The organism is Elstera sp. (genome assembly GCF_044372965.1).
Lineage (GTDB): Bacteria > Pseudomonadota > Alphaproteobacteria > Elsterales > Elsteraceae > Elstera.
This window is the reverse complement of the sequence record NZ_JBILQX010000041.1, coordinates 1-24,023: the sequence shown is the minus strand read 5'-3', so window position 1 is coordinate 24,023 and position 24,023 is coordinate 1. Positions and strand designations below refer to the sequence as shown.

Below are 24,023 nucleotides of genomic sequence, written 5' to 3'. Positions count from 1 at the left end.
GGAGCTCCGCCCCGCTTCTCCGTTGGAGTACCATCTAAAACTCTTCGATAAGCTCTCTTCCTATAGCTATCGTGCCATAGCTCCTGAGGTAAATCCTTCATGGTTTGGCCTGGTTTTAGGATATCGGCGCGCTCACGTTCTCCTTTGCTACTCCTTGAATAATGCAATGAGACCGGCCCGTCAAAATTACTCCGCATCTGACGATCATATTCGTTTAGTGGTTTAGCGTCTGTGTAAGGAACTTTTTCGTCTTTAATGGTTGCTGCATCTCCAAGACCAGTAAGTGCTTCTAATAAATTTGGAGAGATGGGAAGATTTAGCATAGACTTATGCTTGCCTGCGTTGAAAGAATGTGTGAATTCTGGAAATTTGAAATCCAAACCAATTCTGTTGCCTATAATAACAACTCTCTTTCGAGATTGAGGAAGTCCGTAACTTGCAAAATTAACTTTCTCTATTCGAACATTGTAACCTGATTTGATGAATAAATGAATTAAATTAAAAACATCTTGACCGCCGTTTGATGTGAGGATGCCTTCGACATTTTCAAATAGAAACCATCTCGGCTGAATAGCGTTAACAATGTATAAGTAATTAAAAATCAGGCGATTGCGCGGGTCTTTCCCATCCCGGCTTCCTGCCGTGCTAAAACCTTGGCACGGAGGACCGCCAATAATTGCCAGTGTACTGCCGCCGCTTAAATTATTGACAATATTTTCAACGACATTCGGATCCGAAAGATCACATTGGTGCGGCTCGAAGGCTAAATTCCGAGCATAAGTCTTGCAAGCATCTACTTCGATTTCTGCGGCAAAACGCGGCTTTAGCCCGGCTCTGCTAAAACCGACGGACATACCGCCGGCACCAGCGAATAGGGCTATTACTTGATCCATGTATCTCTCCCTTCTAGGTACGTTAGCTAGTTCAAAATTTTAGCACGCTTCGAGCTAATAAAGAGGCATGTTGCACGCCGGAAAGAAATTCTCACCCATCAATTAGCATGTTTCTTCACACCCCGCGAATCGTCGGCGCAGGCCTCACCGCAGCACCAATCTGCGCCCGCACCTTCTCCGCAAGCCCACGATAGAGCGCGGCGCTTTGGCTATCCGGGGCGCTGACCACCAGCGGCGTGCCGCCATCCGAAGCCTCGCGGATGGCGGGTTCCAGCGGGATTTCGGCGAGGAAGGGCACGCCCAGGGTGTCGGCCTCCTTATGCGCGCCGCCGTGGCTGAAAATATCGGCGCGGTGGCCGCAGTTCGGGCAGAGGAAATAGCTCATATTCTCGACGATGCCGAGAATGGGCACTTCCACTTTGCGGAACATGGCAATCCCGCGCCGCGCGTCCAGCAGGGCAATATCCTGCGGGGTGGAAACAATGACGGCTCCTGCCAGCGGCACGCGCTGGGCGATGGTCAGTTGCGCATCGCCGGTGCCGGGGGGCATGTCGATGACCATCACGTCCAGCGGCCCCCAGGCAACGTCGCGCATCAATTGTTCGAGCGCCCCCATCACCATCGGCCCGCGCCAGATCATCGCGTTATCCTCGGCGACCAAGAAGCCGATGGACATGACCGAAACCCCATGGGCTTGCAGCGGGATCAGCTTTTTCTCGGCGTTCAACTCGGGCCGGGCGGTAATGCCCATCATGCGCGGGGCGGAGGGGCCGAAGATATCGGCATCCAGCAACCCGACCTTCAGGCCCGACTGGGCCAGCGCCACGGCAAGATTGGCGGCGGTAGTCGATTTCCCGACACCGCCCTTGCCCGAGGCAACCGCGACGACCGCAGCGACGCTGGGCAGCAGCGACGGGCGGGCGTTGGTGCCCGGTTGGCGCGGGGCGGCAGCGGCACCGCGCTCGGCGGTGAGCACCGCGCTGACCGAGCGCACTCCTGGCACGGCGAGCACGGCGGCTTCGGCGGCTTTTCGCACGGGCTCCATCAGCGTGGCTTCCTTCGGGTCGATGGAAATGCCGAAAACCACATTCCCCTCGCGCATCACGAGCCCCTCAATCCGCCCGGCGGCGATCAAGCCTTGGCTCGATTGCGGAAGCGTTACCCGGTCCAGCGCGGCCCGAATCGTATTTTCTAAGGGCAACGTAGCGGGAACATCGCCATTGGTGGGGGAGGTCATGCTTGTTTTCTCCTGTGAATCTTCACATATGCGTCGGGAAGATCTTGCATGGGTGATATACGGTGCGCGACCGTCCCTGAAAAGCGGGCGCGCAGCAGGAGGGAAGCGAAACGGATGTCTTGGAACAATAATTCCGGCGGACCTTGGGGCGGTGGCCCCGGTAAGGGCGATCCCAATAAGGGGGAGTCCGATAAAGGTCGCAAGGGCGAACCCAACTCGGGCGGCGAGGATAACGAGCCGATCAACCCTTGGGGCGCGAATAACGGCGGCAATAATCCGGGGCGCGGGCCGGGCTCGCGCGGGCCGACACCGCCCTGGGGCAATAACGGGCCGGATTTCGAGCAGCTCCTGCGCAAGGGCCGGCAAATGGGCTCGATGCTGCCCGGCGGCTTCGGCTCCGCGCGCGGCATTGGCCTTGCGGTCCTGGCGGGGGTGGCGGTGTGGCTGGCGAGCGGTTTCTACCGCGTTGAGCCCGATCAACGGGGCGTGGTGCTGACCTTCGGGCGTTGGACCGATACTACCTCCCCAGGCTTGAACTGGCACTGGCCGAATCCGATCCAGAGTGTCGAGCGCCCGTCGGTGACGCGCGATAATCTCCTCAGCGTCGGCAAGCGCGTCGCCCTTGATCCGCGTACCGGACGGGCGTCGGGCGAGGCCGCCGAAACGCTGATGCTGACCGGGGATGAAAATATCGTCGATATCGAATTCAACGTGCTGTGGCGCATTAAAGATGCGGGCGCGTATCTCTTTACCGCGCGCGAGCCGGAAAAGCTGATCCGCGTTGCCTCGGAAAGCGTCATGCGCCAGATCATCGCGCAAACGCCGATCCAGCAGGCGCTGACCGAAGGGCGCGGCAAGGTTGAAGCCGACACGCAGGTTCTGTTGCAACAGTTGGTCGATAGCTACGGCATTGGTGTTGAAATCCGCCAGTTGCAGCTTGCGCTGGTCGATCCGCCGCAGCCGGTCGTCGATGCCTTCAACGAAGTCCAACGCGCCCGGTCGGACCGCGAGCGCCTGCGCAACGAAGCCGAAGCCTATCGGAATGACATGATCCCGCGCGCGCGCGGCGATGCTGAGCGGCTGATTCAGGAAGCGCAAGCTTTTCGCGAAGAAGTGGTGAAGCGGGCCGAAGGGGATGCCAAGCGCTTCCTGTCGGTCTATGAGAGCTACAAGGTTTCGAAAGATGTCACCACCCAGCGCCTCTATTTGGAGACGATGGAAGAGGTGCTGAAGAATAATCAGAAGATCATCATCGACAGCAAATCCGGCGGTCAGGGCGTGCTGCCCTATCTGCCGCTGCCGGAAGTGAAGCGCCTCACCCCGCCTGTGGTCGATACGACGGGAGTTAAACCATGAACCAGCGCACTCTCATCATCGCGGCGGGCCTATTGATTGTCGGCCTGTTCACGGTAACGCGCACTTTCTTTATCCTGCCGCAGTATCAGCAGGCGCTGGTGACGCAGTTCGGGAACCCCGTGCGCGTTGTGCGCGAACCGGGGCTTCAGGTGAAGATCCCCTTCATGCAAGATGTGCGCTTCTACGATAAAATGCTCCTAGAGGTGGACCCGCCCACCCAAGAAGTCATTCTGGGCGACCAGAAGCGCATTACGGTCGATGCCTATTCGCGCTACCGCATTACCGATCCGCTGGCCTTCTATCAGAATGTCCGCGACGAGGTAGGGGCCCAGTCGCGCATCGCGCCAATCATCAATACCTCCATCCGGCGCGTGCTGGGGGCGGCGCAGATGAGCACGATTCTGTCGAACGGGCGCGAAGCCCTGATGGCGGAAATTCAAAAGGAAGTGGACGAGCGCGCCAAGACCTACGGCGTCGAAATCATCGACGTGCGCCTGCGCCGGGCCGATCTGCCCGATCAAACCAGCGCCGCCGTGTTCCAACGCATGCGCTCGGAACGCGACCGTGAGGCGAAGGAGTTGCGCGCCCAAGGCCAGGAAATCGCCCAGCAAATCCGCAGCCGCGCCGACCGCGACCGCACGGTGATTATCGCAACCGCCCAGTCGGAAGCGCAATCGACCCGAGGCGAGGGCGAAGCCAAAGCCGTGCAGGTCTATGCCGATGCCTTCGGGCAAGATCCGCAGTTCTTCGCCTTCTACCGCTCGATGCAAGCCTATCGCACGGCCCTAGGCCAGGGCGATTCGACGCTGGTGCTGTCGCCGGACAGCAGCTTCTTCCGCTTCTTCAACGCGCCGAACGCGGGGGCTTTGCCTGCTGTAAAGTAGCTGACCCTTCTGTGACTGTACGGGCCTGTTTCCAGATTGGAAGCAGGCCCGTTACTTTTTGAGGACACCCCTGTTCGTTCAAAACCGCTTCCACCCTTCCGTTTCGCGCAAAACCGCTCTAGCCTCTTCCGCGACGAAAAATCCTTTCCGGGAGAAACGCGGTGTCGGAGTGTCGGGCGGTGTATCAGGGCGATGAGGCGTTGGCGGGGCTGCTGGCGAAACACGGCGTGCCGGATCTTGGCAGCGTGAAGGCGCTGGTGGCGGGGCTGGCCAGTGCGTCGGTGGACGTGTCCGATACCGAGTGGCCGCGCCTTGTGGTCGATACGCCCTCCCCGGCGCTGGTCGCGGAGTTGGACGCGCTGAAGGCCGACACGCGTGCCAACCTGCCGCCCGCGATGCCGCTCGCCGAGCGCGTTCCCGCCTTGCGCGCGCTGATGGCGCAAACCGGCATTGATGGTTTCCTCATTCCCCGCGCCGACGAGCACCAGGGCGATTCCCTCGCCCCCCATGCCGAACGCCTGCCGTGGCTGACCGGCTTTACCGGGTCCGCCGGGATTGCAATTGTGCTCACCGACCGCGCCGCGCTGTTCGTTGATGGCCGCTACACCGAACAGGCGCGCGACCAAACCGATACGACCGTCTTCGAGCAATGCCACCTCACTCAAACCCCGCCGAGCGAGTGGCTGCAAACTGCCGCGAAAGCCGGGCAGCGCATTGCCTTCGATCCCTGGTTGCATTCGCTCGATATGATCGAAAAGCTGGCCGATAGTCTCGCTGAGGCAGGCGTCACCCTGGTGCCGGTCGAGCCTAACCCCATCGATATGGTCTGGGGCGACGCGCAACCGCCGGTGCCGCTGGGGCCGGTGCGCAGTCATCCCGATGCCCGCGCGGGCCGCACCTCCGCCGACAAACGCAGCGCGCTCGCCGCCGATCTCCAGAAGCAGAAAGTGGCGGCGACGGTGATGACGACACCGGAAAGCATCGCTTGGCTGTTGAATATTCGCGGGGCCGATGTTCCGAATAAGCCGGTCGCGCAAAGCTTTGCCCTCGCCCGCGCCGATGGCACCGTCGATTGGTTTATCGATGCCCGCAAACTGCTTCCCGATGTGGCGGCGCATTTGGGCAATGCCGTGCGCGTGCGCGACCCGCTCGAATTTGTCGAAGCCTTGCGTGAGTTCAAGGGCGGCCGCGTGCTGCTGAACGCCGCCGCTTGCGCCTGGGGCATCGCCGAAACCCTCACCAAGACCGGCGCGACAATCGTGCGCGGGGCCGATCCCGTCGCCCTTCCCCGCGCCTGCAAAACCGACGCGGAGTTGGACGGCACGCGGGAAGCGCATCTGCGCGACGGCGCGGCGGTGATCCGTTTCCTCGCCTGGGTGAGCCAAGAGGCCCTAACGGGCAGTCTCACTGAAATCGCTGCCGCTGACCGGCTGGAAGCGTTTCGACGCGAAACCGGCGTCTTGCGCGGGCTCAGCTTCGGTTCGATCTCGGCGGCCGGACCGAATGCCGCTCTGCCGCATTATCGCCCGACGCCGGAAGCGCAGCGCAAGCTGACGCCGGGGGAAATCTATCTGATCGATAGCGGCGGCCAGTATGAAGACGGCACCACCGATATTACCCGCACGCTCGCTATCGGCACGCCGACCGCCGCGATGCGCCGTCATTATACGCTGGTGCTGAAGGGCCATATCGCCATTGCCACCCTGCGCTTTCCCACGGGGACGACCGGCGGGCATATTGATGCGATGGCGCGGCAGTTCCTCTGGGCCGATGGGCTGGATTACGATCACGGCACCGGCCACGGCGTCGGCTCCTATCTCTCGGTCCACGAGGGGCCGCAAAGCATCTCGAAAACTGGAACGGCGGCAGCGCTGATGCCGGGGATGATCCTCTCGAACGAGCCGGGCTATTACAAGCCGGGGGCTTATGGCATTCGCTGCGAAAACCTCGTGATCGTCCGCAAGATCGATCTGGCCGGGGCCGAGCGCGAGATTATGGGGTTTGAAACCCTCACCTTCGCCCCCTGGGACCGTACCCTGATCGATACTGACCTGCTGACCCCGGCGGAACGCGCGTGGATCGATAGCTACCACGCTGAAGTGCGGGGCCGCATGCTACCGCGCGTCGATGCTGAAACGGCGGTTTGGCTGGAAGCGGCAACGGCGGCGCTTTAAAGAGTAAGGGTTCTGCCCCGTGAGAATCCGGTTAAATCAGTAAATTAAACGGGATTACCAAGGGATAAATCCCTTGGTTGGGGGTGTCGGGGGCAAAGCCCCTGGCAGTCTTCCCGAAGGATAGAAGAATGCTCGAATTTTTAACGCTGGACGGTTTGGCCCCGACCGTCCTGATAGCCTTATTTTTTCTCGCCATGCTGGCCGGGTTTGTCGATTCGATTGCGGGCGGCGGCGGCTTGCTGGTCATTCCGGTGCTGTTCGCTGTGGGGCTGACGCCCGCGCAAGTGTTCGGAACCTCCAAACTCGGCGCGTGTTTTGGCAGTTTTTCGGCCAGCATGACATTTATTCGGCGCGGCGAAGTGCAGGTGCGCCCGATGCTGGGGATTATTGCCGCCACCTTCATCGGGTCGGTCCTGGGTGCTTTGACGCTCCAGGTGATTGATGCCGGGATCTTGCGCGATCTGATCCCGTTTCTGTTGATCGCGATTGCGCTGTATATGCTGTTCGCCAAAAACGCTGGGGCGTTTGAAACCCATCGGCGGCTGAGCGAGATCGCCTTTGCGCTGATCTTCGGGATCGGCCTTGGGTTTTACGATGGCTTCTTTGGCCCCGGTACGGGCTCCTTCTGGGCGCTCGCTTACGTGACCCTGGCGGGCTATACGCTCCGGCGGGCGACGGGGCATGCCAAGGTGGTGAATTTCACCAGCAATGTTGCGGCCTTCATCGTGTTGGCTGCGGGCGGGCATGTGCTGTGGGGGCTGGGGGTGATCTTGGCGGCGGGCCAATTCATCGGCGCGCGCTTTGGCGCGAAACTGGTTCTATCGAAAGGCGCGAAGCTAGTGCGGCCCATGTTGGTCGTGATGTCGCTGGCGATTACCGCGCGGCTCTTGGCGCAAGACCCGGAACATCCGTTGAGCCGCTTGGTCCTTTCGATCTGGCAGAGCGTCGGGGGGAGCGTTTAGGCCCCCCCTTTCTTGCCGCTATTTCACCAAATCAACGCAGCAGGCGGTGAGCATATCCACCCCCAGTCGGCGGGCGCGGGCGGGGGACCAGCCGTAAATCGGGTCGGGCCTCAGGGCGTTATCCTTGAACGGCTGTTCCAGGGTGAGAGCGAGGCAATCGAGATTGCGCGTCGCCCAGTGCGAGAGCAGGCGCGGATTGTTCGGCCCGCCCAGGGTCGAGCTATGCTCGGTTTGAAAATCGCTGCTGGCAACCAGAAGCGCGCCTTCGAATTTGGCGCGGCGTTCCAGCAGGGGGGCGGGCATATCGGCGGGGATGAAATGGACGTAGGGCAGCGCTTCGTCGCCGTGCAGGTCGAGGAGTTGCGACGCGCCCGTCGCCTCCAGGGCCGTGCGCACGGCGAGCGCTTCCGGGGCATACTCCGGCGTGGCGCGGTCCCATTCGCGGTTGAGGTTTGCCCCCGCAAAATTGGTGCGCAGATTGCCCCGGCGCGACCCATCGGGGTTAATGTCCGGGACGATATGCACATCGACCGAAGCCAGCAGCGCGCGGGCGGCGCTATCGGTGGGGTCGAGCAGGCGCCCAAGGAAGCCTTCGAGGAAAAAGCCGCTCATAGTTTCGCCGGGATGCTGGCGCGCGACCAACCACACCGGCGGACGCCCGCCCTTATTGGTCGGGTCTTTCACCACCAGCCGATGGATTGGCGCATTTTCGAGCGATAGTCCCAAAATATCGACCGACACGCGCGGATCTCGCGCCGCCCGCCCGATGAGGCGCTGCGTATCTTCGGCGGAATAGGGGGCGAAATAAGCGTACGCGGTTACATCGGTCGTCGGCGTGTGGCGGATCGTCAGCGTCGAACCATCGAAGCTGGTGTCCGTGCGCCGCCAGTCTTCGCCGTCTGCCGATACGCAGGCGCGATAGTCGGGCCAACCTTTCGGGAAGGCGGCGGTTTCAACCCCGCGAAGATGCAGAACCTGTTCAACCCCGCGCGGCGCATGAACGCGGAAGTAGAACCATTGGGCAAATTCCGAGGCATTGTCGGGCCGCAGGCGCAACTCGATCGCGCGCACATCGTCGGTAGAAACGACGGTAATCGCGCCGCCATGAAAATTGGAATCGATCAGGGCCGAAACGGGGACCATAGGGGTGCTCCTTAACTCGGGGATTCAGGCCGTCGCGGGGGCGACAAGTTCCAGTGTAGCGGGCTGATTGCGGGCAACGCGGACATAGGCCCGTTGGCGGAAACTGCGGGCGAGGCGTTGGGGATCGAACCCCGCCTCTTCCAGAATAAACGCCCCCTCTTCGGGCGGCCAATCGGTGCTATCGGGCAGGCCAACGTGGGGAAACCAGCGCACGCCAGAGGTGCCGAGCAAGCTCCAGAGTTGCTCTAGCAACGCCGCATTTTCTTCCGGCTGAAGCAGCGGATACATCTCGTCCGAAACGGTTCCAGCCGCTGGAAGACCGGGATTGAAGGCCGAGAGGAAAATTCCGGCTGTCGCATTATGCTCGGTCAGGAATTTGCTAATCGAGGCGCTGACTTGCCCGATGCGCGCCTCGAACAGCACCCCGCGCGCGGCAAACATATAGCGCGTTGCGGTCCAGGCGGTGTGAAGCGGCTCGGGCAACGGGGGGATCATCCGCTATGCCCCCGGCCGGTCGAGGGAGATCATCAACTCGGCCCATTCGCGCTTACCAAGACCGCTGGTGTCTTGCGTCACGGCCTCGCCCGCAAGCAGGCGTTTGACGACCGCCAGCATGCCCGCCGAGAGCGACACGGCCCCCAGGCGATAGTCGGAGAAGGCTTCATAACACCCAGGCACCCAGGCCTTCACGCTCTCCAGCATCGCTTCAGCATAAACCCGGATTTCATATTGGGCGTGGGCATCGGCGCGCAAGGATAGGAAATGCAGCAGATTGTGCAGATCGGTCTTCCAATACCATTGGGTATAGGTATTGAGGGTTAGGTTCATGCGGGCAAGCTCGCGCGCGAGGCCGGGGCGATGGGGATCATGATCCTCGGCCTCCTCTTCGTTCAGCATCCAGGCGTAGTTGCGATAGGTGCGCTCGGCATCGTCGCGCAGCAGATCGAGCACCAGGGCGGCTTGTTCGGCCTCCAGTATATCGCCGCGCCCCTGCCGATTGACCGACGATTGCGCCGCCAAATCTTCCGGGCGGGGCAGGTAAAATTCCTTATCGAGGATCGAATAGCGCGCCGAAATCTCGTTGACGTTGGCGGTGCGGTGCCTAATCCACTGGCGGGCGACGAAGATTGGCAGTTTGACGTGATATTTGATTTCGCACATTTCGAACGGCGTCGAATGGCGGTGGCGCATGAGGTACTTAATCAGCGCCTTATCTTCCGAAACCTTGCGCGTGCCTCGGCCATAGGAAACGCGGGCGGCCTGCACCACGGCGGCATCATCGCCCATATAATCGATCACGCGCACAAAGCCATGGTCCAGCACCGGCAGGGCGGTGAACAGCATCTCTTCGAGGGCAGGAACGCTAGCCCGGCGGGTTTCGAAGCGGGCGGCGCGGGCGGTTTCAATCTCGGCCAGTTGGGCCTCGGACAGCGACATTTCGAATAACCTTTAGGACCAATGAAATCGGTGAGGCGCAACACTGCGCTAATGGGCCAGCGCACGGTAGCGCGCCGAATGAGGGGCTGCAAGGTCAGCCCGAGTGTACTAACGTTTCAATTCCTATTCATTCCGACACGAGGTGCCCCCAGTGTCCGTTTCTCCTCTGAAAGAACCCATCACCGTTTCCCTGAAAGCCGGGGAAAGCTACTGGTGGTGCAAATGCGGCCGTAGCGCCAAGCAACCATTTTGTGATGGATCGCACGCCGGAACAGGGCTTGCCCCGTTACAATTTAAACCCAGCGCCGATATGCCGGTGCGGTTTTGCGGCTGCAAGGCCACAAAAAAACCGCCCTTTTGCGATGGAAGCCATCTGGATTTATAGGGCGACAGCTTAACGGGGTTCAGATTAGGGTCGGGTCTTGTTTTTGCCCGAACTTGAGTTTCCTCATGAGCTTACTCGACCCGCGTGCGCCCCTGCGTCGCCTCTACCGCTACGGCTTCCGGCATCGCCCGCAAATGCGCTGGGCGATTTTCTGTTCGATCATGAACAAGCTGTGCGATTTGGCCCCGGAAATTCTGATTGGGGCGGCGGTCGACGTGGTCGTGCGGCGCGATCAATCGTTTTTGGCCTCGCTGGGGTTGGCCGATCCGGTGTGGCAGGTCGGGTTGCTCGGCGTGCTGACCTTGCTGGTCTGGGGCGGCGAGTCGCTGTTTCAATATCTCTATCAACTGGCCTGGCGGCGGCTCGCGCAGACCATGCAGCACGAGTTGCGGCTGGATGCGTTTGCCCATGTGCAGAAACTGGATATGGGGTTTTTCGAGGATCGCTCCACCGGCGCGCTGGTGTCTATTTTGAACGATGATATTAACCAGCTCGAACGGTTTCTCGATAACGGCGCGAACCAGATTCTACAAATCACCACGGGGTGCTTAGGCGTCGGGATCGTCTTTTTCCTGCTGCAGCCGACGATTGCGCTGCTCTCGATGCTGCCGATGCCGGTGATTATTATCGGCAGCATCTGGTTTCAGGGCCGGGCCGAGCCGCTCTATGCCGAAGTACGCGAGAAAGCCGGGCTGATTTCCGCCCGCCTCGCCAATAGCCTCACCGGCATCGCCACGATCAAAAGCTATACGGCGGAAACGCGCGAGGCCGAGGCGCTGGGCGTGGACAGCCAGAATTATAGGGCGGCGAATGGGGAGGCGATCAAACTGTCGTCGGCCTTCATTCCGGTCGTGCGGATGGCGGTGCTCTCCGGGTTCATGGTGACGCTGGTCTACGGCGGCTGGTTAGCGCTGGAGGATAAGCTCGCGGTTGGGGCCTATTCGGTGCTGATTTTCCTCTCCCAGCGCCTCTTATGGCCGCTGACCGAAATGGGCGCGACGGTGGATCTCTATCAGCGTGCGATGGCCTCTACCCGCCGCGTGCTCGATTTGCTCGATACGGCAGCCCCGGCGGACGATCACGGCACGCCGTTGGCGCTGGCCGACGTGAGGGGCGAGGTTCGGTTTGACGCCGTTTCCTTCGCTTATGCCGGGCGCGACCGGGTGTTGGAGGCGGTGTCGGCCCATATCCCAGCGGGCACAGTCGCGGCTTTTATCGGCACGACGGGATCGGGCAAAAGCACGCTGGCAAAGCTGCTGATGCGCTTTTATGAGCCGAGCCAGGGGCAGGTGTTGCTCGATGGGCAGCCGATTTCAAGTCTCCGCATCCGCGATTTGCGCCGGGCCATCGGCTTCGTCAGCCAGGATGTATTTCTGTTCGACGGCACCGTGGGCGAGAATATCGCCTATGGCGCGGTGGGGCGCGAGGGGGTGCCGACGCAAGAGGATATCGAACGCGCGGCCCGGCTCGCCGAAGCCCATGAGTTCATCCTCAGCCTGCCCCAGGGCTACGATACTTTGGTCGGCGAGCGCGGTCAGAAGCTGTCGGGCGGCCAACGCCAACGCCTCTCCCTCGCCCGCGCCATCCTAAAAGACGCGCCGATTCTGGTGCTCGACGAAGCCACCTCCGCCGTGGACAATGAGACCGAAGCCGCCATTCAGCGCAGCCTGGAGACTATCGCCGTGGGCCGCACCACGCTCGTGATTGCCCACCGGCTGACCACCATCCGCCACGCCGATCAGGTGTTTACGGTGGAAGACGGGCGGATTGTGGAAGTGAAAGGAAAAGCAGAATGGCACGGTTCGGCGGAAGGGTGATTGCGGGGGCTCTGGCGCTGGGGGTTTGCGCTCTGCCGGCGGCGGCATCCGTTAAATACTCCGCTCTTAAACCGCTCGAAGGCGTTTGGGCTCGGGACTGCCAGGGCGAGGGGGCAACCTTTGAGGGCTTCTTGATCGGTTGGAAAGAAGATGAGCGGCTTTGGCTGATCGGGTATTCGATGACGGATTCGCTGGATAATGCTTATTCCGACATGATGGATGCTGTTGGCGATGTTGAGATGACGCGCGGCAGGAAGGTGACACTTTATAAGATTCATTATCAGAGTTTCGATGAATCAACGGACGATACTCCCTATAAAAAGGGAAAGAATATATATTATATTTACCAAATTGATCCAAAGACCATTCATCTCAGTGAGAATTTTAAGAAATTAACCGACCCCAGTATTTTTAATTCAGTGCATACCTTGTGCCAGAGGTTGGATTAGACAGTCCAATTCAGAATAGCGTTCCCTAAGGGCTGCGCCCTTGGGCGGGGGCGCGGGGGCAGGCCCCCGCATCGCGTCCGCGACTTCCTCCCTATGCCGCCTGAACCCCCGTCAGAAAACTTTCAACCGAGTGGCGCAGGGATTCCTGTTCCTTTGCCACGGTTTCGACGGCGGCTTCGACTTGGTGGGAGGCCGCGCCGGTTTGGCCGCTGGCTTTGGCGAGGTCGGCGATCGTGTAAGTGACTTCGGCGGTCCCTTGGGCGACGCGCTGGACGTTGCTGCTGATTTCGCGCGTGGCGGCTCCTTGCTCTTCCACGGCGGCGGCGATGGCGGAGGTGCCTTCGCTAATGCTGCGGATCATTTGAGTAATGCCGAGAATGGCGCTGACGGCCTCGGCGGTGGTGGACTGGATTTGCTGGACTTGCGCGGCGATTTCATCGGTGGCGCGGGCGGTTTGGCCGGCCAGATTCTTCACTTCGCTTGCCACCACCGCAAAGCCCTTCCCTGCGTCGCCGGCTCGCGCGGCTTCGATCGTGGCATTCAGCGCCAGAAGATTGGTCTGCGCCGCGATATCGGTGATAAGTTTCACCACGTCGCCGATTTTCTGCGCGCCGATGCTTAAAGCTTCCACGGTGGCATTGGTGGTTTCGGCGCGGGCGGCGGCACTGCGGGCCAGATCGGCGCTGCTGGTGACCTGCTGGGAGATTTCGGCGATGGAGGTTGACAGTTCTTCCGTCGCGGCGGCAACGGTTTGAATGCTGCTGGAAGTTTCCTCGGCGGCATTGGAGACCAGGGTTGCTTGGCCGCTGGTATCGCTCGCCACCGTCCGCATGATCGCGGAGGTCTCGGTAAGCTGTGCCGAGGCTCTCAAAATCCGGTCGAGGGCATGGCGGCGTGGGTTTGGAAAGATTGGCTGAGGGTCTGGACAGTACGGGCACGGGCCATTTCGGCGGCTTGGCGTTCGGCGGTTTCGCGGCCCAAACGCTCGGCGTCGAGGGCGCTGAGGCGCAGGGCTTCGAGCGCGTCGGCCATGCGGCCCAATTCGTCGCGGCGGGCGAGGGCGGCGACGGGCGTGCTATAATCACGCTGGGCCAGAAGGGCGATGGAGCCCATCAGTCGATTGAGCGGCGCGCGCAGGCGGCGGGTGATCGTAAGAAAGCCGAGAAGGGAAATCGCGAGGGCTGCGACAAGTCCGAGCAGCGCCGGAATCAGCGCCCAGAGGGCGACTTGTTGCTGCTGGTTAGCATAGGCAACCGATTCGTCGAGGGCGAGGGTGGCAACGCGGACGATTGTATCGAACGGCCCATTGCAGATATTTCGATAGGTTTCCGCATTGGTCTTAGCGGTGCCGCTGCCATCAATCCCGGCAACGAGCGCATCCATTTTCGGCTGAGCCTCGGCAATCGCCCGTTGCGCGGCACCGATCTGCGTAACCAAGGCCTGCGGAACGCCTGTGCGGGCGGCATAGTCGATCAGCACCTGTTGCCCGACGCCAAAGGCCCCTTTGCCCGCATGCCAGCGCGCGAGGATTTCCGGCGTGGGCGTCTTATTCTGAAGAATGCTGGGGCGGAGTAAGGAGCATTGGCTCCCGAAACTATCGCGGAGCTGCCACGCGCCTTCGCGCACGCGCAGCATATCGGCGAGAACCGGGTCTTGCATGCGCACTTGATTGCCGACGGCGCTGCCAGTGCTCTCCAGCAGGGCTACCGTTTCGCGGATGCCGGTCCACAGCGGATCGGCGGCGGTCAGGCTGCGTTGCGCCGGGGCTTTGCTGAACTGATCGGTAACAAGCGGCCAATTGCGTTTCTGGTTCTCCCAGCTTTGATCGAACTTGGCTTGAAGGGCGGCTTTATCGGCGAGCGCGACGGGATGAAAGGCCAGCATCGCCGCCGTGAAGGCCTGGGTGGCGGCGGCGCGGGCTGCTTCTAGCCGGGTGGCGGCGGAGGTATCCGTTGCGAGCGCCGTTTGCCCTTCGGCAATCTGTGCCCGAACGCCGATGGTGCCGTTCAGAAGCGCGCGGTTGAGCACCGCGCTTTCTTCGATCTGCACAGCGAGACCATAATTATGCCACGCGCGAACGGCGAGCGCCCCGGCAGCGAGGATGAGACCCGTCAGCATGATGGACTGAATGGACACCAGAAGCGCAGAGGTCGATGTTTTGAACATGGCTCATCCCCAGGGGCGTGTTTTTCGAGGGCAGGGGACGGCGCTGTCAGTCCCCCTAAATCGAAACTCGCTATATTCTAGGGTGGCGTGGTTTCTATTTCTTTAAGAGGAAAATAAGATTTTTTTATTAAAAATGAATCAAACCTTTGCTTGGGAAGGCCGTAATCCCCACGCCAACCCAAGGAATTGCGCGCCAATACAAAGCCCCAATCCCCAGTATTGCCCCTCGACCCCGAGTCTACTCACCAAGGCCCCAATGCCAGTCTGCACGGTAAAGGCGGCGGTGAAGGCAAGCAGATTGATGGCGGTGTTCACGCGCCCGGCGAGATGGGCGGGCAGGGTTTGCGAGAGATAGGCATAGCACATCATGCTGGACGTGCCGACCGCGCCAAAAAGGCCCCAGAGCAGGGCGGGGGGCAGCGGCAGGCGCAGCAGTAGGGCGAGTTGGACGAGGGTGAAGAGGCTCATACCGATCCGCCCCACGGTGAGCGGGCCGATGCCCTTGCGGCGCGCGGCTTCGGCGATGAGGCCGAGGGAGAAGAAGCCGATCGCCATGCCCACGGCTGAACTGGTGACAACATTGGCGGCGGCGAGCCGGTCGAGCCCTTGCACCTCGCGCACCCATGGGCCGATCCACAGGGCTTGGTAGCCGAGATAGGCCCCTTGGCAGGCGGCGGCCATCGGCGCGATACGCCAGAAGAGGGCAGAACCGTAAATCGCCTTGAACCCGGCCCAAAGGCTTTCTTGCGGTGGGGCCGTTTCTGTGGGCGGCGGCGGGATCAGCACGGCAATGGCGAGGGCAGCGAGCAGCGTCAGGCCCGCAAGCCCCCAGAACACGCCGCGCCAATCGGTGATGTGCAGCGCAAGTTCCACCGGGGTGGCGGCCATGGTTGCGCCCAGCCCGCCCGCGACCATGTAGAGGGAGTTCCACAAGGGGAGTTTTTCGCGCGGGAACCAGAGCACCAGCGCCTTGAACCCGGCCATCAGGCAGCCCGAGACGCCGAGGCCGATGAGGGCGCGGGCGAGAATCAGCGTCGGCACGGTTTGGGCGATGGCGAACCCCGCGGCTCCCAAGGCGGCGAAGATCAGCAGCGCCGCCTGTACCCGGCGCGGCCCGAACTTATCGAGCAGCAACCCGAGCGGTACCTGGAACAGGGCGAAGGTGATGAAATAGGCGGAGGTCAGCAGCCCCAAATCGGCGGGCGACAGGGCTAGGTCGCGCGTCAGGTCCGGCGATAGCACGGCATTGACCGTGCGGTAGAGGTAGGAGAGGAAATAGCCCGCCGCGAAGGTCAGGAACACGCGCATTTGCACGGAGGTCATCATGCGCGGCAATCCTCACGCTCAAGGGCTATCGCTAAGGTGTCGATCTCGGACGGTGCATAAACCGCAATGCCGTGGCGGCGCAGCAGGGCAACCGTGCGCCCCTGCCCAGGCACCCGCGCCCCGCTAAAACTGCCGTCGTAAATAAAACTCGCGCCACAGGATGGGCTGCCGTCGGTCAGCAAGGCAAAGCGGCAGGCTTCGCGCTGGGCGACGGTGAGGGCGATTTGCGCGCCGGTTTCGAAAATCTCGGTTACGTCCGCGCCGGTATCCTCAAAGATGCGGCCATCCGAGGGGCGAATTTCGGCGGGCGGGCGCGGGGTGGGCAGCCCGGCGGCAACCTCCGGGCAGATCGCCACGATCCGCCCCTGCTGCTGCCATAGGGTCAGCAGCCGATCGTCAAGATATTTGTCAGAGCCGTTATAACGAACCTTCTGCCCGAGCAGACAGGCCGACACCAAGAGGCGCGTGAGAGCCATAGCAACGGCCCCTCCCCAGGACCGTTAGAGGAAACAAGCGCCGCGGTTAGTTATTATTTGCGGCGGAACTGATCGAGGAACACGACCGAGCCTTCTTTGGGCTCGCCCTCTTTGCCCTCTTCCTTCGCGCTTTCAGCATTTTCAGCCGGGGCCTCGCCCTCCGCCTTCGCATCGCTTTTGGCGACCGGCAGGCGGGTGGGGGCGACAGCGGGAACGGCGGGTTTTGCGGCCTTGCCGCTCTTATCCTCGGTTGCCTCTTCCCCATCCAGCGCGGCGGTGGCCTGCTGGAACTGCAAGCCGAACTGGGCTGCGGGATCGGCGAAGGATGTGATAGCGGCAAACGGAATAACTAGCCGCTCGTGCACATCGTTGAAGCTCAGCGTGATGCTGAACTGTTCTGAGGTTACGTCCAGGCCCCAGAACTGATGTTGCACCACGATGGTCATTTCATCCGGGTAGCGTTCGCGCAAGTAATCGGCGATCTGCACGCCGTCGGCATGGGTTCGGAACGAGATGAAGAAATGGTGCGATCCCGGCAAGCCGGTGGCGGCCACCATGCGCAACGCCCGGCGGACCACTCCCCGCAATGCTTCTTCGATCATGCGGTCGTAGCGAAGCAGATTGATGGGCATGTTCTACGCCTCCTATTTCCAAAACCATGCGCGGTTGCCGCAGCGCGGCCCGTACCGCTCTTTATCATCACAGACCACAAAAGCCCGGCGGGGAGCAAGGGTCAAGAATGCTGATCTGAACCGAGGCTTTGGCAGGGATGATGGGGTTGCTTACGGGGTTCAGTGGGGGGCTTCTGTTGCCCGGTGCCCCCCGGACCGCGCTTGCCTAATTAATTAGGCAGCGAGTGCTACACGATTGTCGTTGGCACTTCTGAGTTTAGCCCGATGACGGCGGAACCATACCGAGCGAAAACTGGGTCTTTATTACGCACGTCGATCCTATTTCGTCCCCAGAAGCCGTCCCAAAAACGCGGGCCGGAAATGGTGGAGACGCCGGGTACCGCCCCCGGGTCCGTAACGTCTATTCCACGCAGCGTTTATCGCCATAGTCGATTGCTCGACGCCCTTTATATAGGCGGTTGGGCGGCGAATGGGAAGAGGGCTAAGCTTCAGCTTCCCGATGCTCCGCGCGCGCGGCTTCCCATACTTCTTTGGCCGCATCGGCGTTCATCAGCGCAATTCCGATCCCGACGATCAAATCGGGCCAGCCGGATACCCAGACGAGCGTGACGAGTCCCGCCGCTATGATGGCGAGATTGGCGGCGGCGTCGTTGCGGGCCGAGAGGAAGGCCGCGCGAGTCAAACTGCCGCTGTGGTGGCGGAATTTCGCCAGCAGAAAAGCGCAGCCGAGATTGACGATCAGCGCACCGATGCCGGTGGTCGAGAGCAGCCAAGGTTCGGGCGGCACCGGGGCTGAGAACTTCTCCCAGGCCGTCCAGAGCGTCGCAAGGCCGGGGATGAGGAGAATGGCCGCCAGCAGCATCCCCACTTTCGCCCGTTTGGCCACCGACCAGCCGATCGCCAGCAGAATCAGCAAATTGACGGCGGCATCTTCCAGAAAATCGATACTATCGGCGAGCAGCGAGACCGAGCCAATGTGCCGAGCAACGGCAGACTCCACGCCGAAATAGCCGAGATTGGCGAGGGCAACGATTAGAACGGCGCGGCGTAAGGAAGCGTCGGTCATGGCAAGCCTTTCGGGCGGTAGGGATTTACGGCGTCCCGGTGCCGGGGCTAAAACTCCAGGGCCTATCGCCTATTTTGCCGGAGTTCGCCGCCCATGTCTCTCCCTCAGCCCCGCACGCTTGCGGAGATCGATACGCCCGCCGTTTTGATCGATGTGGATAAGGCTCTAGCGAATCTGGCGCGCGCCCAAGCCTTTGCCGATGCGCAGGGCTTTGCCCTGCGGCCCCATATCAAAACCCACAAGCTGCCGTTTTTCGCCCAAAAGCAAATCGCGCTAGGGGCGAAAGGGATTACCTGCCAGAAGCTCGGCGAGGCGGAGGTAATGGCGGACGCCGGGATTGCCGATATTCTGCTGACGTACAACATCCTCGGCGCGGCAAAGCTGGCGCGGCTAAAAGCGCTGCACGGGCGCATTTCGATCAGTGTGACGGCGGATAATGCAACCGTGATCGCCGGGCTCGCCGAAGCCTTCACCGATCCCGCCCATCCGCTGCCGGTGCTGGTGGAGTGCGACACCGGCGGCGGGCGTTGCGGCGTGCAGACGCAGGACGAGGCCTTGCACCTCGCCCAGCAGGTCGCCGCCGCGCCGGGCCTGCGCTTCGACGGGCTGATGACCTTTCCCAAAGTGGGCAAAGCGGCGGAAAGTCAGGCGTGGTTGACCGACGCGGTAGCACTTCTCGCCGCCAACAGCCTCACCTGCCGAAAGATTTCCACCGGTGGCACGCCCGATTACCGCAAGGCGGGGGAGGTGCCCCTCGCCACCGAGTTCCGCCCCGGCACCTATATCTATCTCGACCGCGCGCAGGTGGCGATGGGGGCGGGAACGCTGGATCAATGCGCCTTTACCGTTCTGACGACCGTGGTGAGCCGCCCGACGCCGACGCGGGCGATTCTCGATGCGGGCAGCAAGGCGCTCTCCTCCGATCTCTTCGGCCAAGAAGGCTATGGCGTGCTGTTCGACCGGCCCGAGCTGCGCCTGACGGGGCTCAGTGAGGAGCATGGCGTGCTGGATCTCTCTGCGGCTCCCGGTGGGGTGGCGGTGGGCGACCGCGTGCGCGTGCTGCCAAACCATGCCTGCGTCGTCACCAATCTCTTTGATATCGTCTATCTCGTGTCGGGTGAGCAGGTGGTGGACGTGCTGCCGGTGGCGGCGCGCGGTAAGGTGGGTTAATTCGCGCGGTTTACGGCAGGGCGCTGCCCGTTTAAAACCCTCGCCAAAGCTGCCGCTCAACGAAGAAGGATCCTGTGATGGCCGAGTTCGAGTTTCATCCGATGTTCCCGCACGGAACCGATACGACCCCCTATCGCAAACTGACCGACGCGGGTGTTTCGGTGCAGGAGGTTGCGGGCCGGAAGCTGCTCGTGGTGGACCGGGCGGCGATTGTGTCGCTGACGGCGGCAGCGTTTCATGAAATGTCGCATCTGCTGCGCCCCGGCCATCTCGCCCAGTTGAAGGCGATTCTCGATGATCCTGAAGCTTCGCCGAACGATAAGTTCGTCGCGCTCGATCTGCTGAAGAACGCCAATATCGCGGCGGGCGGCGTGCTGCCGATGTGCCAGGATACTGGCACCGCCATCGTGATGGGCAAGAAGGGCCAGAACGTCTTCACTGGCTTCAGCGACGAGGCGGCGCTCTCGGAAGGCATTCGCAAGACCTATCTGGAAACCAATCTGCGCTACAGCCAAACCGCGCCGCTGACCATGTATCAGGAGGTTAATACCGGCGATAATCTGCCCGCGCAGATCGATCTCTATGCGACCGAAGGCGACGCTTATAAGTTCCTCTTCATGGCCAAGGGCGGCGGGTCGGCGAATAAGACCTATCTGTATCAGCAAACCCGCGCCGTGCTGAACCCTACGGCCTTGCTGAAGTTTCTCGACGAGAAGATCCGCACGCTCGGAACCTCCGCCTGCCCGCCCTACCATCTTGCCATCGTCATCGGCGGCACGTCGGCGGAAATGTGCTTGAAGACGGTGAAGCTCGCCTCCGCCCGTTATCTCGACGATCTGCCGACCGAAGGTAATAAGTTCGGCCAGGCCTTCCGCGACCGGGAATTGGAAGCGCAAGTGCTGGAACTCACGCGGCAAATGGGGATCGGCGCGCAGTTCGGCGGTAAATATTTCTGCCACGATATTCGCGTGATCCGCCTGCCGCGCCACGGGGCTTCCTGCCCCATCGGGCTCGGTGTCTCCTGCTCGGCGGACCGGCAGATTTTGGGCAAGATCACGGCGGACGGCGTGTTTCTGGAGCAACTCGAAACCGACCCGGCCAAATATCTGCCGGAAATCACCGACGCGCACGCGGCGGGGGATGTGGTTCAGATCGACCTCAATCAGCCGATGGCGGAAATCCGCAAGATTCTGTCGCAATATCCGATCAAAACCCGCCTCTCCCTGACCGGCACCATCGTTGTGGCGCGCGACATCGCCCATGCCAAGCTGAAGGAGCGGCTGGATGCCGGCCAAGGCCTGCCCGAGTATATCAAGGAAAAGGTGATCTATTACGCTGGCCCCGCCAAAACCCCGGAAGGCTTCGCCTCGGGCTCCTTCGGGCCGACGACCGCCGGGCGGATGGATTCCTATATCGAAACCTTTATGGCAGCGGGTGGCAGCTTCATCAGCCTCGCCAAGGGCAACCGCTCGAAAGCCGTGCGCGACGCCTGCCACAAATACGGCGGCTTCTACCTCGGCTCCATCGGCGGCCCGGCGGCGCGTTTGGCACAGGATTGCATTAAGAAGGTCGAGGTTCTGGAATATCCCGAACTGGGTATGGAAGCGATTTGGCAGATCGATGTGGTCGATTTCCCGGCGTTTATCGTCACCGACGATAAGGGCAATGATTTCTTCGCCGGGATGACCGGGGCGGAATAAACGAAGAAGGGGGGCTCTGGCCTCCCTTTTTTTTAGGCCGATGCTTCGGCGTTTGGTACTGTTGCGGGCAATTCAGGCGCGAGGGTTCGAATGCGGCCTTTTGGACGTTATATCTGTGCCGCTGTGGCCGTGGGCCTTGTGGGCACCTCCGGCGTGGGGTTTGCGCAAGAGCCGCCTGCTATTGCGGGGCAAGTGAAAACCCTCACTGGATCGGCCACGCTGACGCGCGCGGGCCAGTCCGAACCGATTACAGCGGGCATGAATCTGCTCTCCGGCGACCAAGTGGCGACGGCAGCCGACGCCAGCCTGGGCGTGACCTTGCGCGACGATACCACCCTCTCCTTGGGGCCGAACGCGCGCCTGACCCTGGACAGTTTCGTTTTCGATCCGGCTGCTGACAGACTCGGGCTTGCCGCGCGGCTGCATCGCGGCACCTTTGCGGTGCTGACCGGGCAGATCGCGCGCCTTGCCCCCGACCGGACGAAGTTCAGCACGCCCAGCGCCAATATCGGCATTCGCGGAACCAAGTTTGTCGTGAAGGTGGACGCGGATGAATAAGCTCGTTCTCTTCGCCGCCCTCTGGCTGCTCGCGGGTTGCGCCGGGCAAACCACCATCGCCCTTTTGCCGGAAGACGGCGGGCGTGTCGGCAAGGTCGCGGTCGAGGCCGGTGGGGCAACCCAGCTTCTCGACGCGCCCCTGCAATCGACCCGCTTCGATACCAAGGGCGGCACCCCCGCCGCGCCGACGGTTCTGACCGAAGCGGCAATCCGCGAAACCTGGGGCAGCGCGCTGGCGGCCCTGCCGACCACGCCGGTGAATTACATTCTCTATTTCGAAAGCGGTACGGCGACTCTGACGGCGGAGTCTGCCGCGCTGATTCCGACCATTCTGGCGGAACTCTCGCTGCGGCCCTTCCCGCATTTGGAAGTCACCGGCCATGCCGATGCGACTGGCTCGGACGCGCTGAATCTAACCCTGTCGCGCGAGCGGGCGGAGGTTGTGGCGAAGCGCTTGGCCGAGGGAAACCTCAATCAAGCGAGCGTTGCCATCTCCTCCCACGGTAAACGCAACCCGCTGATCCCCACCCCAGATGGCGTCGCCGAGCCACGCAATCGGCGGGTGACGGTAACGCTGCAATAGGGGGCGAGTCTGGCGTTTTTCGGCTTCCTGTGCTTCACTGGGGCATGATCACGCCGACCCAAACCCTGACCGTGACAATCGATAGCGACACCGCCGCCAAGCTTCAGGCGTCGGTCGATGCCGGGACTTATCCGAGCGTCACGGCGGCCGCGCGGGCGGCGTTGGAAACTTGGTACGACCCGGTTCAAGCCAAGGAAGAAATCCGTCGCCTAGTGCAGGAGGGACTGGAGAGTGGCGAGCCCATCCCTGGCGCGGTCGTTTTCGAGCGGTTGAAGCGTCGCTATGGCGGCTAAGCGCGGGCTCCATCTCGGATTTTCTCCCGCGGCACTAAGTGATTTGGAAGATCTTTACGACGATCTTGCGGGCCGTCATGGAGCGCCGGTAGCCTTGGCAGTGGTGAGCCGTTTGGAGCGGCTGTGCGCCTTGCTCTGCCAAACTCCAAACCTGGGCAAGAATCGGGACGACCTGGTGGTCGGATTAAGGTCCTTCCCCTCGGAACATTCCCTCATCTTCTATAAGATATCGAACACGCAACTCATCGTCCTCCGCGTGATTGATGCGCGGCGCAATGTTCTGCGCGTCCTACTCGAAGAGGGTTAACCCCTACCCCAACCGTTCCGCCACAATCGGCCCGCTGACCGGCGCAACATCGCCAAGCGTGAAGGCCGCCTGAACCATCGCCGTTGCCCGCGCGGCTTGGGCGGCATCACGCACATGCAGCCGGGCGAGCGGCTGGCCGGGGCCGACCGAAGCACCGAGGCCGACGATTTCGGTTAGCCCGACCAAGGGATCGACCGGATCGGCGGAGCGGGTGCGCCCGCCGCCGATGGCGACTACGGCAAGGCCGATTTCGCGCGTGTCGATCGCCGTTACAATCCCGGCGCGCGGGGCGGGAATATCGACGGTCAGGGCGGGAAGTGGCAGATACTGGGCTTGTTTTTCAAACAGATCGGCGGGGCCACCCAAGGCGACGACCATGCGCGCAAAAACCTCGGCGGCGGCACCGGAGGCCAGCGCCGCTTCGGCCTTGGCTTCGGCATCGGCCAGATCATGCGCGAGCTTGCTCGCCAGCAGCATTTCAGCAGCAAGTGCGATGGTAACAGCGTGTAGACGCGCCTCGCGGCGGGTGCCGGTGAGATAGTCGAGCGCTTCCACCACTTCCACGGCATTGCCCGCTGTCGTGCCGAGCACCTCATTCATATCGGTCAGCAGCGCCCGCGTGGGGCAGCCCGCGCCATTGGCGACGGTGACAATGCTTTGGGCCAACTCGCGCGAGCGGTCCAGCGCGCCCATGAAGGAGCCGGAGCCGAACTTCACATCCATCACCAGGGCGTCGAGCCCGGCGGCAAGTTTTTTCGACAGGATCGAGGCGGTAATCAGCGGGATCGATTCCACCGTCGCCGTCACGTCGCGGATGCCGTAGAGGCGCTTATCGGCGGGAGCCATGGCGCTGGTTTGGCCAATGATGGCGCAGCCGACCTCTTTCGTCACCTTGGCGAAGAGTTCCGGCGAGGGGATGGCGTTGTAACCGGGAATGCTTTCCAGCTTATCCAGCGTGCCGCCGGTATGCCCCAAGCCCCGCCCGGAGATCATCGGCACGGCAGCCCCG

Annotated in this window: 25 protein-coding genes and 1 other RNA gene; 13 read left to right on the top strand and 13 right to left on the bottom strand. The window is 61.9% G+C overall.

Annotation, left to right across the window (positions count from 1 at the left end):
* Positions 1-893 (bottom strand): DNA cytosine methyltransferase (locus ACIQ36_RS07665; RefSeq protein ID WP_395827776.1); only part of this gene is annotated, 893 nt, incomplete at its 3' end.
* Between the two features lie 115 nt (positions 894-1,008).
* Positions 1,009-2,130, bottom strand: a complete 1,122-nt coding sequence (locus ACIQ36_RS07660) for an Mrp/NBP35 family ATP-binding protein (RefSeq protein WP_395827773.1) — start codon at positions 2,128-2,130, stop codon at positions 1,009-1,011.
* Between the two features lie 114 nt (positions 2,131-2,244).
* Between ACIQ36_RS07660 and hflK the strand changes: the two genes are divergently transcribed.
* The 4 genes from hflK to ACIQ36_RS07640 all read left to right on the top strand — a co-directional run bounded on the left by hflK (position 2,245) and on the right by ACIQ36_RS07640 (position 7,506).
* Positions 2,245-3,486, top strand: a complete 1,242-nt coding sequence (gene hflK / locus ACIQ36_RS07655; protein ID WP_395827770.1) for an FtsH protease activity modulator HflK — start codon at positions 2,245-2,247, stop codon at positions 3,484-3,486.
* The gene (gene hflC, locus ACIQ36_RS07650; RefSeq protein WP_395827767.1) at positions 3,483-4,370 is read left to right on the top strand and encodes a protease modulator HflC; all 888 of its coding nucleotides are present in this window, start codon (positions 3,483-3,485) and stop codon (positions 4,368-4,370) included. The genes hflK and hflC overlap by 4 nt, the downstream gene beginning before the upstream one ends.
* Before the next feature lie 161 nt (positions 4,371-4,531).
* Complete coding sequence (locus ACIQ36_RS07645; protein WP_395827763.1) at positions 4,532-6,544, top strand: aminopeptidase P family protein; 2,013 nt, start codon at positions 4,532-4,534, stop codon at positions 6,542-6,544.
* A 128-nt stretch (positions 6,545-6,672) separates the two neighbouring features.
* Positions 6,673-7,506 carry a TSUP family transporter gene (locus tag ACIQ36_RS07640; RefSeq protein WP_395827761.1) on the top strand — a complete coding sequence of 278 codons (834 nt, stop codon included), beginning with the start codon at positions 6,673-6,675 and terminating at the stop codon, positions 7,504-7,506.
* A gap of 18 nt (positions 7,507-7,524) precedes the next feature.
* Here ACIQ36_RS07640 and ACIQ36_RS07635 read toward each other — a convergent pair whose 3' ends face one another.
* From ACIQ36_RS07635 to thyX, 3 genes are read right to left on the bottom strand one after another with little or no spacing between them, the layout of a single operon-like run.
* Positions 7,525-8,649: a M14-type cytosolic carboxypeptidase gene (locus ACIQ36_RS07635; protein ID WP_395827759.1), complete on the bottom strand. Its 1,125-nt coding sequence runs from the start codon at positions 8,647-8,649 to the stop codon at positions 7,525-7,527.
* A gap of 24 nt (positions 8,650-8,673) precedes the next feature.
* Positions 8,674-9,144, bottom strand: coding sequence for a DUF3293 domain-containing protein (locus ACIQ36_RS07630; RefSeq protein ID WP_395827756.1), 471 nt, complete (start codon positions 9,142-9,144; stop codon positions 8,674-8,676).
* A gap of 3 nt (positions 9,145-9,147) precedes the next feature.
* Positions 9,148-10,086, bottom strand: a complete 939-nt coding sequence (gene thyX / locus ACIQ36_RS07625; RefSeq protein ID WP_395827753.1) for an FAD-dependent thymidylate synthase — start codon at positions 10,084-10,086, stop codon at positions 9,148-9,150.
* Between the two features lie 142 nt (positions 10,087-10,228).
* Between thyX and ACIQ36_RS07620 the strand changes: the two genes are divergently transcribed.
* From ACIQ36_RS07620 to ACIQ36_RS07610, 3 genes are all read left to right on the top strand, one after another.
* Positions 10,229-10,471, top strand: a complete 243-nt coding sequence (locus ACIQ36_RS07620) for a CDGSH iron-sulfur domain-containing protein (RefSeq protein WP_395827750.1) — start codon at positions 10,229-10,231, stop codon at positions 10,469-10,471.
* A 65-nt stretch (positions 10,472-10,536) separates the two neighbouring features.
* Complete coding sequence (locus tag ACIQ36_RS07615) at positions 10,537-12,288, top strand: ABC transporter ATP-binding protein (RefSeq protein ID WP_395827747.1); 1,752 nt, start codon at positions 10,537-10,539, stop codon at positions 12,286-12,288.
* Positions 12,264-12,737: a hypothetical protein gene (locus tag ACIQ36_RS07610; RefSeq protein ID WP_395827744.1), complete on the top strand. Its 474-nt coding sequence runs from the start codon at positions 12,264-12,266 to the stop codon at positions 12,735-12,737. The genes ACIQ36_RS07615 and ACIQ36_RS07610 overlap by 25 nt, the downstream gene beginning before the upstream one ends.
* 91 nt (positions 12,738-12,828) lie before the next feature.
* Here the strand turns inward: ACIQ36_RS07610 and ACIQ36_RS07605 are convergent, their stop codons facing one another.
* The 7 genes from ACIQ36_RS07605 to ACIQ36_RS07575 form a co-directional block, all read right to left on the bottom strand.
* On the bottom strand, positions 12,829-13,569 hold the full coding sequence (locus tag ACIQ36_RS07605; protein WP_395827741.1) for a methyl-accepting chemotaxis protein: 741 nt from the start codon (positions 13,567-13,569) through the stop codon (positions 12,829-12,831).
* A gap of 35 nt (positions 13,570-13,604) precedes the next feature.
* Complete coding sequence (locus tag ACIQ36_RS07600) at positions 13,605-14,903, bottom strand: HAMP domain-containing protein (RefSeq protein WP_395827738.1); 1,299 nt, start codon at positions 14,901-14,903, stop codon at positions 13,605-13,607.
* A 138-nt stretch (positions 14,904-15,041) separates the two neighbouring features.
* Complete coding sequence (locus ACIQ36_RS07595; RefSeq protein WP_395827736.1) at positions 15,042-16,229, bottom strand: MFS transporter; 1,188 nt, start codon at positions 16,227-16,229, stop codon at positions 15,042-15,044.
* Positions 16,226-16,705, bottom strand: coding sequence for a DUF523 domain-containing protein (locus ACIQ36_RS07590; RefSeq protein WP_395827733.1), 480 nt, complete (start codon positions 16,703-16,705; stop codon positions 16,226-16,228). Before ACIQ36_RS07590 ends, ACIQ36_RS07595 begins: the two co-directional genes overlap by 4 nt.
* A 53-nt stretch (positions 16,706-16,758) precedes the next feature.
* Positions 16,759-17,337 carry an SspB family protein gene (locus ACIQ36_RS07585; RefSeq protein WP_395827730.1) on the bottom strand — a complete coding sequence of 193 codons (579 nt, stop codon included), beginning with the start codon at positions 17,335-17,337 and terminating at the stop codon, positions 16,759-16,761.
* Between the two features lie 161 nt (positions 17,338-17,498).
* Positions 17,499-17,817: a transfer-messenger RNA gene (gene ssrA, locus ACIQ36_RS07580) on the bottom strand.
* 1 nt (position 17,818) lies between these two features.
* The gene (locus ACIQ36_RS07575; RefSeq protein WP_395827727.1) at positions 17,819-18,403 is read right to left on the bottom strand and encodes a cation transporter; all 585 of its coding nucleotides are present in this window, start codon (positions 18,401-18,403) and stop codon (positions 17,819-17,821) included.
* 93 nt (positions 18,404-18,496) lie between these two features.
* Here ACIQ36_RS07575 and ACIQ36_RS07570 point away from each other — a divergent pair, with 93 nt between their 5' ends.
* The 6 genes from ACIQ36_RS07570 (at position 18,497) to ACIQ36_RS07545 (ending at position 23,014) form a co-directional block, all read left to right on the top strand.
* Positions 18,497-19,573 (top strand): D-TA family PLP-dependent enzyme, encoded by a 1,077-nt coding sequence (locus tag ACIQ36_RS07570; RefSeq protein WP_395827725.1) that lies wholly within the window; start codon positions 18,497-18,499, stop codon positions 19,571-19,573.
* A 77-nt stretch (positions 19,574-19,650) separates the two neighbouring features.
* Complete coding sequence (locus tag ACIQ36_RS07565) at positions 19,651-21,273, top strand: fumarate hydratase (RefSeq protein ID WP_395827722.1); 1,623 nt, start codon at positions 19,651-19,653, stop codon at positions 21,271-21,273.
* A 90-nt stretch (positions 21,274-21,363) separates the two neighbouring features.
* Positions 21,364-21,831 (top strand): FecR domain-containing protein, encoded by a 468-nt coding sequence (locus ACIQ36_RS07560; RefSeq protein ID WP_395827719.1) that lies wholly within the window; start codon positions 21,364-21,366, stop codon positions 21,829-21,831.
* Complete coding sequence (locus ACIQ36_RS07555) at positions 21,824-22,414, top strand: OmpA family protein (RefSeq protein WP_395827716.1); 591 nt, start codon at positions 21,824-21,826, stop codon at positions 22,412-22,414. The genes ACIQ36_RS07560 and ACIQ36_RS07555 overlap by 8 nt, the downstream gene beginning before the upstream one ends.
* 44 nt (positions 22,415-22,458) lie before the next feature.
* Complete coding sequence (locus ACIQ36_RS07550; RefSeq protein WP_395827714.1) at positions 22,459-22,707, top strand: type II toxin-antitoxin system ParD family antitoxin; 249 nt, start codon at positions 22,459-22,461, stop codon at positions 22,705-22,707.
* Positions 22,697-23,014: a type II toxin-antitoxin system RelE/ParE family toxin gene (locus tag ACIQ36_RS07545; RefSeq protein WP_395827711.1), complete on the top strand. Its 318-nt coding sequence runs from the start codon at positions 22,697-22,699 to the stop codon at positions 23,012-23,014. The genes ACIQ36_RS07550 and ACIQ36_RS07545 overlap by 11 nt, the downstream gene beginning before the upstream one ends.
* A gap of 3 nt (positions 23,015-23,017) precedes the next feature.
* Here ACIQ36_RS07545 and ACIQ36_RS07540 read toward each other — a convergent pair.
* A partial coding sequence (locus tag ACIQ36_RS07540; protein ID WP_395827708.1) for a thymidine phosphorylase occupies positions 23,018-24,023 on the bottom strand: 1,006 nt, incomplete at its 5' end.